A 15,783-nucleotide genomic window follows, 5' to 3' on the forward strand; every position below is an offset into this window, starting at 1 on the left:
TCATCGTGCGGCCGTCTCGGCCGAGCCGCGCAGGCGACCCGCATCCTTGGCCGGCGGCATGCCGAACATGCGCGCGTAGTCGCGGCTGAACTGCGAAGGGCTTTCATAACCCACGCGGTAGCCCGCGCCCGCCGCATCCATCGCTTCGGCCACCATCAGGCGGCGCGCCTCCTGCAGCCTCAGCTGGGTGCGAAATTCCAGCGGGCTCATCGACGTGACGGCCTTGAAATGGGCATGGAACGTGGAGCGCCCCATCCCGGCGATGTCGGCCAGGTCGTCGATGCGGAAGGGCTCGTTGTAGTGCTCGCGCAGCCAGGCGATGGCCCGGGCGATCTGGTTCAGTCGGCTGTTCGCCTTCGCCATCTGCCGCACCAGGCCGTTGCCGGGGCAGGTCAGCAGCCGGTAGAGGATCTCGCGCACCACCAGCGGCGACAGGGCCTCGATGTCGTCGGGCGTGTCGAGCAGCCCGACGAGCCGCACCGCGGCATCCAGCAGTGCGGGCGTGGTGTCGTTGAGCACGATGCCGGAGGACGGCGCGGCATCGGCTTCGTCAGCCAGCGGATGCCTCAATGCGAGGTCGCTCAGCTCGGCCATGTCCAGGTCGAGCACCAGGCTCAGGTAGGGGGCCTCTTCGCTCGCTTCGATGACTGATCCCGTCACCGGCAGGTCCACCGAAGCGATCAGGTACTTCGCGGGGTGATAGACGTACGCCGTGGTGCCGAGCATCACCTGCTTGCGGCCTTGCGCGATGAGGCACAGCGTGGGCTCGTACACCACCGGCATCGGCATCGTGAGCGCGCCCGAGCGCACCACGCTGACGCCCGGGATCGCGGTGCGTTGCAGGCCCTCGACCGTGGCGTGGCGACGCAGCAGGCCGGCGAGTCGTTCGAGTGATTCCATCAGGGCTCCGAAAAGACAGGTGAGCAGCGCTGCGGCCACTCGCCGGGATGATCGTGCAAGAACTCCGGACGATGCTTCTACAGCGATCTGCGGAGGTGGGGACAAACTTTCTCCTGCAGATCAACTTCGTCAGGAACTCATGATGCCATTCCCTTCTTCACTCGATCAATACAGGTTGCTTGGACGATCAGGCATGCGCGTTTCGCCGCTCGCCCTGGGCACGATGACCTTCGGCTCTGACTGGGGCTGGGGTGCCGACGATGCCGAGGCGCGCCGCATCTTCGATGCCTACGTCGACCGCGGCGGCAACATCATCGACACGGCCATCAACTACACCAACGGCGCCTCCGAGCGCATCCTCGGTCAGTTGCTCAAGGGCAAGCGCGACCGGGTGGTCATCTCCACCAAGTTCACGATGTCGCGCGACCCGGGCGACCCCAACTCCGGCGGCAACCACCGGATGAACCTGGTGCGTTCGGTGGAGGCGAGCCTGAAGCAGCTCGGCACCGACCGCATCGAGCTGCTGCACGTGCATGCGTGGGACTTCACGACCTCGGCCGACGAGGTGATGCGCGCGCTGGACGACCTCGTGCGCTCCGGCAAGGTGCTGTACCTCGGCATCTGCAACACGCCGGCCTGGAAGGTGGCGCAACTGCAGACCCTCGCCGAGCTGCGCGGATGGTCGCCGCTGGTGGCACTGCAGATCGAATACAGCCTGGTCGAGCGCAGCGTCGAGCACGAGCTGATGCCGATGGCCCGCGAGATGGGCCTGGGCGTGATGCCGTGGTCGCCGCTGGCCGGCGGCATCCTGACCGGCAAGTACAGCCGTGATGACCTGCGGCAGGCCAGCGAGGCCGGCGTGTCGTCCACGCGCAAAGGCGTCATCGCGTCGTCGGGGCACATGACCGAGCAATCGCTGGAGATCGCCGGCGTCGTCGGCGACGTGGCTCGCGCGATCGGCGCCACGCCTTCGCAGGTGGCGCTGGCATGGACGCTGTTGAACCCCGCGGTTGCCGCGCCCGTCATCGGCGCACGCACGTTGGCGCAGGTGCAGGACAACCTGGGCGCCCTCGACATCCAGCTCGCCGACGAACACGTGGTCCGCTTGAACGATGCCAGCGCGCCGGCGCCGATCTTCCCGGCCCGCTTCGTGTCGCGCCCGATGGTGCAGACGCTGATCTTTGGCGGAGCCCAGGTGCAGCGGCGCGTGTGAGCCGCACGGCCGCGATGACGGCACACGTGCCACACCGCGCCGACCTCATCCACTCCGGCGCCGCAGGTTCTCCTGCCGCGCCATTGAACCGGAGAGACAACATGACCTTGCGACGACATTTCATTGCTGCGGCACCCCTGGCGCTCGCCACGCCCATGAGCGGCCAGGCGCTGGCGCGGGCCGGTGATGCGCCCACCGAGCGCAACCGGCAGTTCATCCGGCAGGCCTTCGAGAAGTGGGCGGCCGGAGGAACGACGTTCTTCCGGGACGTGCTCGCGCCCGACGTGCGCTGGACCGTCAAAGGCACCAGCCCCGCCGCCGGCACCTACCAAGGTTTCGATGACTTCATGAAACGCGCGGTGGTGCCCTTCGCGTCACGCCTGTCCACCCCCATACGCCCCACCGTCAGAGACCTGTGGGCCGAGGGCAGCGACGTCATCGTGCATTGGGACGGCGCCGGGGTCGCGGCCGATGGCATGCCTTATCGCAACAGTTACGTGTGGATTTTCAGGATGAACAACCTGCGTGCGACGGAGGTGATCGCTTTTCTCGACCTGGCACCGTACGACGACGTCATCCGGCGCGTGCCAGCCCCCACCCGCGGAGATGCACAGATGAACCCCCACCCTTACACCGGCATGTGGGTGACCGACGACGGCCAGATCCGACACGAGCTGCTGCCCAACGGCCGGTACGACGAGGCACGCGGCAGCCGGCAGAGTGCCTACCAAGGCCGCTATGAAGTGCAGGGAAATCGCGTCGAGTACTGGGACGACACCGGCTTCACGGCCGACGGGGTGTTCGTCGACCAGAACACGCTCCACCACGGGGGGATGATCTTCCGCCGCCGTTGATCCCAGGGGCGACGGGCGCCGCAGTGCCGACGCAGGCGCTGCGGCTCCTGGTCGACACGCCGGATCAGCGCGGCGCGCGCACCGGGCGGCGCGTGTCGGGGCGCACTTCAGGTTCGAGCAACGAGTTGGGCGCGTCGAGGTTCGCTCCCTCGTGCACGCCCACGCCCAGCCGGTCCACCAGCTCGCCGCCGAGCCAGCCGGTCACCATCGCCAAGCCAGCGCCGGCGAACGACAGCACCAGCGCCAGCGCGCCCGGCTCAGCCGGCGGATCGGGGCGCAGCATCCAGCTCGCCAGGAACAGCAGCGACACGATGACATTGCCGACACCGTGCATCGCGCCGATGCGCTTGGCCCGCGTGCCGGGCGGAATGTTGGTCCAGTCGATCGTGCCGAACGGCGCGGCCACCAGCGCGCCGATCAAGCCGGCCGCGATGAGCCAATAGGCGACGATCGACATCTCCGGCATGCCGGAAGCGAGGAAGACCACGTCGAAGATCACGGCGGTCGCCAGCAGGCCCAGCGGGAACACGATCAGCATCTGGTGGGCCGGGTGGCCCAGCAGCTTGGCACGGCTTTCCATTTTGAATCTCCTTGTGTCGAGTGCAGCCGGCCGTCCAAGGGGGACCAGGCGCCGGTCGCCCCCGAAACGGAGCAATCGACGAACCTTCCGGCTGCGCGCGATCTCCCTCAGTTGAAGGGGGTGTGCAATGGACGCGCCGTCTGGCCCCCCATAAGCTGCGCGGCAGCAGTGCAGGTTCGAACGTGAGCGCGATCGGCGGGAAGGCCGGCAGTCTGGGCACGTCCACCCCTCGCCTTGGATTCGAGTGAATCTTTCGTGCAACAAGCGGCGCTTCGCGCCGAAGGAGCGTGCAATGGGATTGGTGCTGAACCTCGGCTGCGGCTCGCAGCTCGGCGACGGGTGGGTCAACGTCGACTACGCGCTCGGTGCGCGCATGGCGAAGCTGCCGTTGTTCAGGCCGCTGAACAGTCGACTGAAAATGTTCAAGTTCGACTGGGACGACCGGATCTACCTGCACGACCTGACCAAGCCCTTCCCGTGGCCGTCCGACAGCGCCGACGCCATCTACAGCTCGCACACGCTGGAGCACCTGTCGCGTGAAGACGGCCGGCGCTTCCTGCGCGAGTGCCATCGCGTACTGCGCGCAGGCGGCTTGGTGCGTATCGTCGTGCCCGACTTGCGCGAGGCGGTCAACGATTATCTGGAGGGCCGGGTGAAGGCCGACGACTTCGTCGAGCAGCTCGGCGTGCTCTACATTCCCGGCGGCAGCCCGCTCAAGCGCAAGCTGGCGCCCTTCGTGCAATTCCCGCACAAGTGCATGTACGACACCGGGCGGCTGGTCGAGATCCTCGGCGAGATCGGCTTCGACGCCGCGCCGCGGCAGCCCTTCGACAGTGGGATCGACGGGCTCGAGCAGGTCGAGCTCGAGAACCGCACCCACCATGCGGTGATCGTCGAAGGCAGCAAGCGCACTGTCCAATGACTGGGCATGTGTCCGTATTCAGGACACATGGCGCGGGAAAACGCTGAAAACTTTCCGGACACCCGCTCGTTTCCGAGACGTGCGGGTTAACCCGTGTCCGGTTCAGAAAACCGTTTGATTTCAAATGCTTGCGGTTTGGGCCCTGTGGTGGTCCCGGTCTTGCATTCCCGGGGTGCGGCCGCCGAGAGGGGCGGTCGCACCACGGCGATTCAGCCGCCCAGGACAAGGAGACACCATGACCGCCCTTTTTGCACGCCGAGCCGTACTCGGGCTCGCCGCCACCGCTCTTGCTGCTGCCGCCGGTCTCGCCACTGCGCAGGGCAATGAGATCCGCATCGCTCACATCTACAGCAAGACCGGCCCGCTCGAAGCGTATGGCAAGCAGACCGCCACCGGTTTCATGATGGGCCTCGAATACGCGACGCAGGGCACGATGACGGTCGCCGGCAAGAAGCTGGTGGTTCTGGAGCGCGACGACCAGGGCAAGCCCGACGTGGGCAAGTCGCTGCTCGCCGCTGCGTATGGCGACGACAAGGTCGATCTGGCGGTGGGTCCGACCTCGTCCGGCGTTGCGCTGGCGATGCTGCCGGTGGCCGAGGAATACAAGAAGATCCTGCTGGTCGAGCCGGCCGTGGCCGACTCCATCACCGGCGACAAGTGGAACAAATACATCTTCCGCACCGGCCGCAACAGCTCGCAGGATGCGATCTCGAACGCAGTGGCGCTCGACAAGGAAGGCACCGTGGTCGCCACGCTGGCGCAGGACTACGCCTTCGGGCGCGACGGCGTGGCCGCGTTCAAGGGGGCCCTGCGCAAGGCCAAGCTGGTGCACGAGGAATACCTGCCGACCAACACGACCGACTTCACCGCCGGCGCGCAACGGCTGTTCGACGCGCTGAAGGACCAGCCTGGGCGCAAGGTCATCTTCATCATCTGGGCCGGTGCCGGCAACCCGTTCAAGATCGCCGACCTCGACCCCAAGCGCTACGGCATCGAGATCGCCACCGGCGGCAACATCCTGCCGGCGATGGTGAACTACAAGCAGTTCCCCGGCATGGAAGGCGCGACCTACTACTACTTCGGCATCCCGAAGAACCCGGTCAACGAGTGGCTGGTGGCCAACCACTACAAGAAGTTCCAGACGCCGCCGGACTTCTTCACCGCCGGCGGCATGGCGGCGGGCATGGCCGTGGTCGAAGCCCTTACGAAGACCAACGGCGACACCGGCACCAACAAGCTCATCAAGACGATGGAGGGCATGCGCTTCCAGACGCCGAAGGGCGAGATGACTTTCCGCGCCGAGGACCACCAGGCCATGCAGTCGATGTACCACTTCAAGATCAAGAACGACCCGGCCTTCGCCTGGGGCGTGCCTGAGCTGGTGCGCGAGATCCGCCCCATCGAGATGCAGGTGCCGATCCGCAACAAGCGCTGATCCGTCCGGGCTGCGACGCACGAGACAGGCTCCGCAGCCCCTTCCTCTTCACATCGAGCAACCCCCGGGCACATGGGGGCGAGGGTCGCTTTTTCCCTTCACCACCAAAAGAGGAGACAGATCGATGATGCATACGATGCGACGCGTGGCTGCCGCGGCGGCCCTGATGGCGGCCTGCTCCGCGCAGGCCCAGGCGCTCCCCCAGCTCAATGTCGACAAGAGCCGGATCAGCGTGTCGGGCTTGTCGGCAGGCGGCTTCATGGCCAACCAGCTCGGCTGGGCGCATTCGTCCACCTTCATGGGCGTCGGCGTGTTCGCCGGCGGGCCCTACACCTGCGCGCGACAGAGCAACTACACGTCGTGCATGTACAACGCGCCGGTCAGCAGCAGCATGCAAAGCGGCATGCAGGCCAACATCAACAACTGGAGCGGCAGCTCGATCGACGCGAAGGCCAACGTGGCTGCCCAGAAGATCTTCCTGTTCGTCGGCACCAGCGACTACACCGTCGGGCCCAACCCGATGGACGCGCTGAACGCGCAATACGCGAACAACGGCGTGCCCGCCGGCAACCTCGAATACGTCAAGCGCAGCGGCACCGCACACACCTTCCCGACCGACTTCGACAGCAGCGGCAACAACGCGTGCGGCAGCACCGCGTCGCCGTACATCAGCAACTGCGGCTACGACGGCGCCAAGGCCGTGCTGACGAAAATCTACGGCACGCTCAACGCGCGCAACAACGCACCGGCGGCGGGCAACTACCTGCAGTTCAACCAGGGCGCCTTCACCAGCAACCCCGGCATGGCGTCGACCGGCTGGGTCTACGTGCCGGCCAACTGTGCCGCGGGCGCGCAATGCAGGCTTCACGTGGCATTGCATGGCTGCGCGCAAAGCCTCACGCACATCGGCGACCGCTTCGTCAGGAACACCGGCTACACCCGCTGGGCCGACACCAACAGCATCATCGTGCTGTTCCCGCAGGCCAAGGTCGACAGCACCAACCGCAGCACCGCTGCCAGCGGCTCGCTGCCCAACCCCAATGCATGCTGGGACTGGGTGGGCTGGTACGGCGGCAACTTCGCGCAGAAGGCCGGCAGCCAGATCACCGCGATCAAGGCGATGGTGGACCACGTTGCCGGCGGCGCGCCGGGTGCGTCGCTGCCGCCGCCGACCGGCGTCAGCACTTCGGGTGCCACGAGCAGCAGCATGGTCGTCAGCTGGGCCGGCGTGCAGGGTGCCGCGGGCTACAACGTCTACCGCGGCGGCAGCAAGGTGAATGCGCAGCTGGTGGCCGGCACGAGCTATACCGACACCGGACTCGCGGCCGGCACGACGTACAGCTGGACCGTGCGCAGCGTCGACGGCAACGGCGCCGAGAGCCCACCGTCATCGCCGGCCACCGGCACCACGACCGGCTCGCCGCCGCCCACCGCGACCTGTCACACGTCGAGCAACTACGCCCACACCACTGCAGGCCGCGCGTACCAGAGCGGCGGATATGCCCATGCGAACGGGTCCCACCAGAACATGGGCCTGTGGAACGTCTTCGTGACGACGACCTTGAAACAGACGGGGCCGAACCACTACGTCATCGGCACCTGCCCGTGACGTCGTCGCCGGCCTCCTCGAGAAAGATGCGGTGAACAGCGATGCCCCCTGTGCTTGAAACCCTGGACCTCACGATCCGCTTCGGCGGGCACGTGGCCGTGGACCGCGTCAGCTGTGCCTTTTCTGCCGGCACGCTGACGGCCATCGTCGGGCCCAACGGCGCAGGCAAGACCACGTACTTCAACCTCATTTCGGGGCAGCTCAAGGCGACAAGCGGCAGCGTGCGCCTCGAGGGGGAAGACGTCACCGGCTTGCCTGCGCCGTTGCGCACCCGACGCGGGCTCGGGCGAGCGTTCCAGCTGACCCAGCTGTTCCCGAATCTTTCCGTGCTCGAGAACGTGCGCCTGGCGGTGCAGGCGCGCCACGGAGGCGCCCTGCAGCTGTTCAGCGTGTGGCTGGACCACAAGCGATGGATCGAGGAAGCGCACGCGGTGCTGGAGGCCGTGCACCTGGGCGACAAGGCGCAGGCGCCGGCGTCCAGCCTGCCGCACGGCGACCAGCGCAAGCTGGAGGTGGCGCTGATGATGGCGCTCGACCCGAAGGTCTACATGTTCGACGAGCCCACGGCAGGGATGAGCGTCGACGAAGTGCCGGTGGTGCTGGACCTGATCCGCGAGCTGAAGCAGCGGCGCGACAAGACCATCCTGCTGGTCGAGCACAAGATGGACGTGGTGCGCGAGCTGGCGGATCGGATCATCGTCCTGCACAACGGGCAGTTGCTGGCCGACGGCGAACCCTCCGTGGTGATGGGGTTGCCGGTGGTGCAGAGCGCCTACATGGGCACGGCCGCAGTGGAGGAGGCATGACGATTGTGCTTCACGCGAAGGGCGGGGCCCGCATCGCCGTGCAGGGGTGGCGGCGCACGCACATGCAAACGCAACTTTCCGAAGGTGCCCCATGAGCACACCTGTTCTCGAACTGCGAGGCGTCCACACGCACATCGGCGCCTATCACATCCTCCATGGCGTCGACTTCACCGTCCCCCAGGGCGAGGTGACGATGCTCCTCGGCCGCAACGGCGCCGGCAAGACCACCACGCTGCGCACCGTCATGGGCTTGTGGCAGGCCACGCAGGGCCACATCACTTTCGATGGCCAGCCCATCGGCGGTGAAGGCAGGCGCCTGGCCACGCCCGAGATTGCGCAGAAGGGCATCGCCTACGTTCCCGAGAGCATGGGCATCTTCTCCGACCTGTCGGTCAAGGAGAACCTGCTGCTGGCCGCCCGCGGTGCCCGCACCGCCGACGACCTCGACACGCAACGCCTCGAATGGATCTTCGGGCTGTTTCCGGCGCTGAAGAAGTTCTGGCTCTACCCGGCCGGCAAGCTGTCGGGCGGGCAGAAGCAGATGCTGTCCGTGGCGCGGGCCATCGTCGAGCCGCGCCGGCTGCTGCTGATCGACGAGCCGAGCAAGGGCCTGGCCCCCGCGATCATCCAGAACCTCATCAGCGCCCTGCGCGAGCTGAAGACCACGCAGACCACCATCCTGCTGGTGGAGCAGAACTTCGCGATGGCCCGCGCGCTGGGCGACTCGGTGGCGGTGATGGACGACGGCCGCGTGGTGCACCGGGGCCGCATGGACGAGCTGGCAGCGGACGAGGACCTGCAGCAGCGGCTGCTGGGCTTGTCGCTCGCCGCGCATCAATGAGCAAGAAAGAGGGTAGGCCCATGACCACTGCCGCCGTTTCCGAGCCCGCCGCCGGCATGCCGCCGCCGGCGCCCACGCCGGCCCAGGTGCCGCGTGCCAAGTTCGACGTCGTCCCGCTGCTGCTGGTGCTCGGGCTCGTCGCGCTGGCGTTGCCGATGATCGGCTCGGTGCCGACCTGGCTGACGCTGACCATGGCGGGCCTGGCGATGGGCATGATTGTCTTCATCATCGCGTCGGGCCTGACCCTGGTGTTCGGCCTGATGGACGTGCTCAATTTCGGCCACGGCGTGTTCATCGCGCTCGGCGCCTTCGTCGCCACCAGCGTGTTCGGGCTGATGGGCGACTGGACGGCCACGGCCTCGATCTCGCGCAACCTCGTCGCGGTGTTCTCGGCCATGCTGGTTGCGATGGCGATGGCCGGTGCGGTCGGCTATGCGTTCGAGCGTGTGGTCGTGCGGCCGGTCTACGGCCAGCACCTGAAGCAGATTCTCATCACGATGGGCGGCATGATCATCGGCGAAGAGATCATCAAGGTGATCTGGGGGCCTCAGCAGATTCCGCTGCCGCTGCCGGAGGCGCTGCGCGGCTCTTTCTTCATCGCCGACGCAGCCATCGAGAAGTACCGCGTGCTGGCCGTCGTGATCGGCGCAGCGGTGCTGGCGGCGATGCTGTTCGTGCTCAACCGCACCAAGATCGGCCTGCTGATCCGCGCCGGCGTGCAGGACCGAGAGATGGTCGAGAGCCTGGGCTACCGCATCAAGCGGCTGTTCATCGGCGTGTTTGTCGTCGGCTCCGGCCTCGCGGGCCTGGGCGGCGTGCTGTGGGGCCTGTACCAGCAGATGGTCATCCCCCAGATGGGCACGCAGGTCAACGTGCTGCTGTTCATCGTGATCATCATCGGCGGGCTGGGCTCGACGCTGGGCTGCTTCGTCGGCGCGCTGCTGGTCGGGCTGATGGCCAACTACACCGGCTTCCTGGCGCCCAAGGTCGCGCTGTTCTCCAACATCGGGTTGATGGTCGCCATCCTGCTGTGGCGCCCGCAGGGCCTGTACCCCGTGACCAGTCGCTGAAGAGGTGCATGCCATGCTGAAACGTCTGCTCTCGCACGACCTGCCCAAGAGCCGTGCGCTGGCGGTGGCGCTGGTGCTCATCGTCGCCTGCCTGCTGCTGGTGCCCTTCATCTTCCCGGGCAGCAAGTCGCTCAACGTCGCGGCGAAGATCCTGATCTTCGTCGTGCTGGTGGCCAGCTACGACTTGCTGCTGGGCTACACCGGCATCGTCAGCTTCGCGCACACGATGTTCTTCGGCATCGGGGCCTACGGCGTCGCCGTCGCATCGACCCGCATGGGCGAGGGCTGGGCCGCGCTGGCCGTCGGCGTCGTGCTCGCGCTGCTGCTGTCGCTGGTGCTGTCCTTCGTCATCGGGCTGTTCAGCCTGCGGGTCAAGGCGATCTTCTACGCGATGATCACGCTGGCCGTGGCGTCGGCCTTCCAGACGCTGGCGTCGCAGCTGTCGGAGTTCACCGGCGGCGAAGACGGCCTCACGTTCCGCGTGCCGGAATGGCTGAGCCCGAGCTTCGAGCCGTTCGAGAACGAATTCTTCGGCGTGCTGATCGACGGCCGCCTCATCAGCTACTACCTGCTGTTCGTGGTGGCGTTGGTGCTGGTGCTGCTGATGCTGCGCATCGTCAACTCGCCGTTCGGGCGCGTGCTGCAGGCCATCCGCGAGAACGACTTCAGGGCCGAGGCGATCGGCTACCGCACGGTGGTCTACCGCACGCTGTCCAACGTGCTGTCGGCGCTGTTCGCCACGCTGGCCGGCTGCCTGCTGGCGGTCTGGCTGCGATACAACGGACCGGACACCTCGCTGTCCTTCGAGATCATGCTCGACATCCTGCTGATCGTCGTGATCGGCGGCATGGGAACGATCTACGGCGCGGTCATCGGCAGCGTGCTGTTCGTGCTGGCCCAGAACTACCTGCAGGACCTGATGCGTCTGGGCGCCGGCGCCGTCGAGGGCGTGCCGGTGGCTTCGGAGCTCATCTCCCCCGACCGCTGGCTGCTCTGGCTGGGTGTGCTGTTCGTGCTGTGTGTCTATCACTTCCCGAGCGGCATCGTCGGCCGGTTGAGGCAAAAGGCGCTCGCATTGGCGCGCTGAGCCGAAGGTCCCATCGAAGACAGGCACGAGAGGCGCGGCCAGCGCGGACGGGCCCGGAACACAACACCAAAGATCCATCCAGAGGACCAGGAGACAACGATGAAACACCCCCTGCGCTTGGTTGGCGCATCGACGGCGGCAGCGCTTGCCGTGCTGGCGGCAGGCTGCGGCGGCGGCAGCAACGGCGACGGCCTGAACGCCAAGCCGTCGTACGTCGGCGACGTCGGCATCACCGAGTACGACGGTACGACCGACGACTTGTTGACGGCCGGGCTCGGCCAGAGCGGCCTGGCCGGCGTGCTGCCCGACCCTGCGGACCCCGCCAGCCCGACGCCTGCCGAGCTGCGCCGTGCCGCCATCTACAACAACTATCGGGCGATGCTCGACATGACGGCAGCCGGCGGCTACGGCAGCCTGTACGGTCCCCGCCTCGATGCGCAGGGCAACGACACCGGCGGTGAGGGCCGGATCGCCGGCAGCGAGTTCATCGCCTACAGCGACGACGGCACCGGGCGCGAGAACGTCACGCTGATGGTGCAACTGCCGGCCAGCTTCGACCCGGAGCATCCCTGCATCGTGACCGCCACGTCGTCCGGCTCCCGGGGGATCTATGGCGCCATCTCGACCGGCGAGTGGGGGCTCAAGCGAGGCTGCGCCGTTGCCTACACCGACAAGGGCACGGGCGGCGCGCCGCACGACCTGGCGGCCGACACCGTGCCGCTGATCGACGGCACGCGCGCCAGCGCCGCCGACGCCGGCGACGACGCGGCGTTCAATGCCGGCCTCAGCGATGCGGAACTCGCGGCGTTCAACACCGCCACGCCAAACCGGTTGGCCTTCAAGCATGCCCACTCGCAGCGCAACCCCGAGAAGGACTGGGGCCGTTACACGCTGCAGGCGGTGGAGTTCGCGCTGTACGTGATCAACGAACGCCACGGTGAGGTGGACGAGCGTGGCCGGCGCGAGCGCAGTTTCAAGGCGAGCAACACGCTGGTCATCGCCTCGAGCATCTCCAACGGCGGCGGGGCCGCGATCGCTGCAGCCGAGCAGGACACACGCGGCCTGATCGACGGCGTCGCGGTGGCCGAGCCGGCGGTGGAGCTGCCGACCACGCCGGGCGTCCAGGTGCAGCGCGGCGCCGCGGTGGTACCGACGGCCGGCAAGCCGTTGATCGACTTCACGACGTACGCCAACCTGTTCCAGCCCTGTGCAGCGTTGTCGACGCAGCTCGCCGGCACGCCGTTCCAGGCGGCTTACGCGGCGGGCTTCGGCTTCGTCGCCGGCAACCGCTGCGCCTCGCTGAGGGCCAAGGGGCTGCTGAGCGCCGACACCACCGTGGCGCAGGCCGACGAGGCGTTGCAGAAGCTGCGCGACTACGGTTGGGAGGCAGACTCCGATGCGCTGCAGGCTTCGCACATCGCGTTCGAGATCGCGCCGGCCGTCAGCATCACCTTCGCCAATGCCTTGGCACGCGCCAGCGTGAAGGACCACCTGTGCGGCTACAGCTACGCGGCGGCTACCGGTGCCGGCGCCGTCACGGCGATGGACACAACCCAGCTGGCACAGATGTTCGCCACCGGCAATGGCGTGCCGCCGCAAGCCGCACCCAACGTGCAACTGATCAACAACCTGAACCCGGCCGGCCCGGTGCGTGACCTGCTGTCGTTCTCGCCGTCGACCAGCGCGATGGACTGGAACGTCGACGGTGCGCTGTGCCTGCGCAACCTGCTTGCCGGCACCGACGCGGCAGCGCGTGCACTGCAGGCAGGTCTCGACGAGACACGGCGCAACGGCAACCTGCGCGGCAAACCGGCCGTGATCGTGCATGGCCGCAACGACGCGCTGCTGCCGGTGAACCATACCTCGCGTCCGTACTACGCGCTCAACAAGACGGTGGAAGGCAACGCGAGCCGGCTGAGCTATCTGGAAGTCGAGAACGCGCAGCACTTCGACGGCTTCATCGGCCTGCCGGCGGTGCTGCCCGGCTACGACACGCGCTACGTGCCGCTGCACGTCTACCTGAATCGCGCGCTCGACGCGGTCTATGCCCACCTGCGCGACGGTACGGCGCTGCCGCCCAGCCAGGTGGTGCGCACGACGCCGCGAGGCGGCACGCCGGGCGCCGCACCGGCGATCACGGCGGCGAACGTCCCGCCGCCCTCCGCGGCACCGGCGGCCGGCGACCGCATCACGATGAGCGGCACTACCGTCCAGGTGCCCGATTAGCAGGAAGGTGCTCCATGAGCTTCACGTCGAACTACGTCAGCTGTGCCGGCCGCGAGATCCACTACACCGAGTGGGGTTCGCAGCACGGCGAGACGGTCATCGCCTGGCACGGACTGGCACGCACCGGGCGCGACATGGACGAGGTGGCCGAGCACCTCGCGTCGCGCTACCGCGTGATCTGCCCGGACACCCTCGGCCGCGGGCTGTCGCAATGGAGCCCGGACCCGGTCAACGAGTACCGGTTGTCGTTCTACGTGAAGCTTGCGACCGCATTGGCGGACCAGCTCGACCTCGACCGCTTCCATTGGCTCGGCACATCGATGGGCGGCGCGATCGGCACGCTGGCCGCGGCCACCACGCTGCGTGGGCGCATCCGCCGGCTGATCCTCAACGACAACGGTCCCCGGCTCGCCGACGCGGCGCTGGACCGCATCCGCACGTACGCCGGCAACCCGCCGGCTTTCGAGCGGGTCAGCGAGCTGGAGCAGTTCCTGCGCACGGTCTACCAGCCGTATGGCTGGCTGTCGGACGCACAGTGGCGCCGCATGACGGAAACATCGACACGCCGGCTGCCCAACGGCCTGGTGACGACACACTACGACCCGGCCATGGCCGGCCAGTTCACGCACCACCCGAACGACTACGACCTCTGGGACGCCTACGACAGTCTCGACATCCCGGTGCTGTGCCTGCGCGGCGAAACCTCCGACCTGCTGCTGCCCGAGACCGCCGACGAGATGCGCCGCCGCGGCCCCCGCGCCGTGGTGGTCACCATCCCCGGCTGCGGGCATGCGCCGGCCCTCAATGTGCCGGACCAGATCGACCTGGTCGAACGGTTCTTCACCGCCGCCGACTGACCGGCTCAGCGCTGCCGCGAGACCGCACCCGAGCGGTGGTCGTTGATACAGCCCTTCCGGGCCCTCGGTGTTCAGTACGAGCCTCGACGTGCCCTATCAAACCGAACTGGCGGACGTTGTTTCAGGGCCGCCAACGACGCACCCAGGGGAGCCGCACCGCCGGCGATCCGCGCGGACACCGCGGATCCGGCTGCGCCGGTCCATCGGTGTCGCCCCTTGAGGGGCGGCCGCAGGCCGTAGGGGTGGCCTCATCACCGCCGGAACTTGCCGTTCGGCCCGATGATGGACAGGTCGGCGTAGTCCAGGCCGGAGTGGTCGGTCGGGCTGTAGCTGATCTCCAGCCCGCCGATGTCGACCTTGCGCATGCTCTCCAGTCCCTGGATCAGTTTCGCCGAGGTGGGGTTGGGCCCTGCACGGCGCAGGCCTTCGACCAGCACCTTCGCCGCGGCATAGCCCTCGAGCATGGCCGGGGTCACTTCCTCGACGCCCTTGGCCTTGGCGAAGTCGGCAGCTTCCTTCACGATCGGCGCCGACAACGAGCGCTCATAAGGAAAGATCTGCGAGACGATGGTGCCGCGCGCATGTTCACCGAGCTGCTTGATGAAGCCCCCGGATGCGTTGTTGGAGACCGTGACGATCTGGGCACGCACCCCTTGCCCGCGTATCGCCTTCGTGCCGTCCGAGACGGCTCCGGCTGAGCCGATGAACAGGATGGCCTGTGGCTCGTGCTGCTTCGCCACGGCGGCGATCTGGGCGATGTCGGGCTTGGTGCGGTCGAACTTCTGGTGGAACACCGGCGTCAGCTTGCCGCCGGCGAAGCCCTTCAGCGCGCCGGTGGCGACGTCGGCCCCGAAGGTGTCGTCGACCTGCATGATGCCGATGCGGGAGATGCCGATCGTCGCCAGATGGTGGATGGCCCGTTCCGCCTCGCGCTGGTACGTTGCCCGCACGTTGAAGATGTAGGGGTGGACCGGGTCGTGCAGCAGCATCGCGCCGGTGCTGGGCGCCACCAGCGGCACCTTGTGTTCCTTGATGACAGGCATCAGGGCCTGCGAGTGCGGCGTGCCGCGGTTCAGGAACAGCGCGATGACCTGCTGCTCCTCGATCAGTTTGCGGCCCAGTTCGGCCGTCAGCTTGGGGTCGAACTTGTCGTCGACCGAGATCAGCTCGATCTTCTGGCCGTGAACACCGCCGCGTGCATTGATGGCGTCGATGTAGAGCCGGGCGCCGTCGGTGTTCTCCTTCACGCCCGAGGCCACGGGCCCCGTGAAGCCTGAAGGCTGACCGATGCGAATCTGCGCTGCGGCCGGGCCGCACGCGATCAGCCCCGCCACGGCGAGGCCCATCAACAACTGTTTCATGTTTTCCGTCCTTCAGACGTTC

General features: G+C 67.4%; 14 protein-coding genes. 11 read left to right on the forward strand and 3 right to left on the reverse strand.

Translation table 11 applies throughout. The annotated features are described in order from the left end of the window. Complete coding sequence (locus M8A51_RS14185) at positions 1-900, reverse strand: AraC family transcriptional regulator (protein WP_251779127.1); 900 nt, start codon at positions 898-900, stop codon at positions 1-3. Positions 901-1,093: 193 nt separating this feature from the next. Between M8A51_RS14185 and M8A51_RS14190 the strand changes: the two genes are divergently transcribed. Both M8A51_RS14190 and M8A51_RS14195 read left to right on the forward strand, forming a co-directional pair. Next, complete coding sequence (locus M8A51_RS14190; protein WP_251779128.1) at positions 1,094-2,113, forward strand: aldo/keto reductase; 1,020 nt, start codon at positions 1,094-1,096, stop codon at positions 2,111-2,113. Positions 2,114-2,214: 101 nt separating this feature from the next. Continuing rightward, complete coding sequence (locus tag M8A51_RS14195; RefSeq protein ID WP_251779129.1) at positions 2,215-2,967, forward strand: Atu4866 domain-containing protein; 753 nt, start codon at positions 2,215-2,217, stop codon at positions 2,965-2,967. 64 nt (positions 2,968-3,031) lie between these two features. On the opposite strand, the gene M8A51_RS14200 is transcribed toward M8A51_RS14195, so the two are convergent. After that, complete coding sequence (locus M8A51_RS14200) at positions 3,032-3,547, reverse strand: DUF2231 domain-containing protein (RefSeq protein ID WP_251779130.1); 516 nt, start codon at positions 3,545-3,547, stop codon at positions 3,032-3,034. Between the two features lie 292 nt (positions 3,548-3,839). Here M8A51_RS14200 and M8A51_RS14205 point away from each other — a divergent pair, with 292 nt between their 5' ends. The 9 genes from M8A51_RS14205 to M8A51_RS14245 all read left to right on the forward strand — a co-directional run bounded on the left by M8A51_RS14205 (position 3,840) and on the right by M8A51_RS14245 (position 14,400). After that, positions 3,840-4,469: a class I SAM-dependent methyltransferase gene (locus M8A51_RS14205; RefSeq protein WP_251779131.1), complete on the forward strand. Its 630-nt coding sequence runs from the start codon at positions 3,840-3,842 to the stop codon at positions 4,467-4,469. 235 nt (positions 4,470-4,704) lie between these two features. Continuing rightward, complete coding sequence (locus M8A51_RS14210) at positions 4,705-5,904, forward strand: substrate-binding domain-containing protein (RefSeq protein WP_251779132.1); 1,200 nt, start codon at positions 4,705-4,707, stop codon at positions 5,902-5,904. Positions 5,905-6,028: 124 nt separating this feature from the next. Further along, entirely contained in the window at positions 6,029-7,513 is a 1,485-nt protein-coding gene (locus M8A51_RS14215) for an extracellular catalytic domain type 2 short-chain-length polyhydroxyalkanoate depolymerase (protein WP_407062234.1), read from the forward strand. A gap of 41 nt (positions 7,514-7,554) precedes the next feature. After that, complete coding sequence (locus tag M8A51_RS14220) at positions 7,555-8,319, forward strand: ABC transporter ATP-binding protein (protein ID WP_251779133.1); 765 nt, start codon at positions 7,555-7,557, stop codon at positions 8,317-8,319. A 91-nt stretch (positions 8,320-8,410) separates the two neighbouring features. Next, positions 8,411-9,160, forward strand: coding sequence for an ABC transporter ATP-binding protein (locus M8A51_RS14225; RefSeq protein ID WP_251779134.1), 750 nt, complete (start codon positions 8,411-8,413; stop codon positions 9,158-9,160). A gap of 56 nt (positions 9,161-9,216) precedes the next feature. Next, the gene (locus M8A51_RS14230) at positions 9,217-10,230 is read left to right on the forward strand and encodes a branched-chain amino acid ABC transporter permease (RefSeq protein WP_251779333.1); all 1,014 of its coding nucleotides are present in this window, start codon (positions 9,217-9,219) and stop codon (positions 10,228-10,230) included. A gap of 13 nt (positions 10,231-10,243) precedes the next feature. Then, positions 10,244-11,317 carry a branched-chain amino acid ABC transporter permease gene (locus M8A51_RS14235; RefSeq protein WP_251779135.1) on the forward strand — a complete coding sequence of 358 codons (1,074 nt, stop codon included), beginning with the start codon at positions 10,244-10,246 and terminating at the stop codon, positions 11,315-11,317. Positions 11,318-11,416: 99 nt separating this feature from the next. After that, the gene (locus M8A51_RS14240) at positions 11,417-13,543 is read left to right on the forward strand and encodes a D-(-)-3-hydroxybutyrate oligomer hydrolase (RefSeq protein WP_251779136.1); all 2,127 of its coding nucleotides are present in this window, start codon (positions 11,417-11,419) and stop codon (positions 13,541-13,543) included. A 14-nt stretch (positions 13,544-13,557) separates the two neighbouring features. Then, positions 13,558-14,400 carry an alpha/beta fold hydrolase gene (locus M8A51_RS14245; protein ID WP_251779137.1) on the forward strand — a complete coding sequence of 281 codons (843 nt, stop codon included), beginning with the start codon at positions 13,558-13,560 and terminating at the stop codon, positions 14,398-14,400. 251 nt (positions 14,401-14,651) lie between these two features. On the opposite strand, the gene M8A51_RS14250 is transcribed toward M8A51_RS14245, so the two are convergent. Then, positions 14,652-15,761, reverse strand: coding sequence for an ABC transporter substrate-binding protein (locus M8A51_RS14250; protein ID WP_251779138.1), 1,110 nt, complete (start codon positions 15,759-15,761; stop codon positions 14,652-14,654). Between the last annotated feature and the right edge of the window lie 22 nt (positions 15,762-15,783).

This window comes from Caldimonas mangrovi, assembly GCF_023721835.1.
In the GTDB taxonomy this organism is placed as follows: domain Bacteria; phylum Pseudomonadota; class Gammaproteobacteria; order Burkholderiales; family Burkholderiaceae_C; genus Caldimonas; species Caldimonas mangrovi.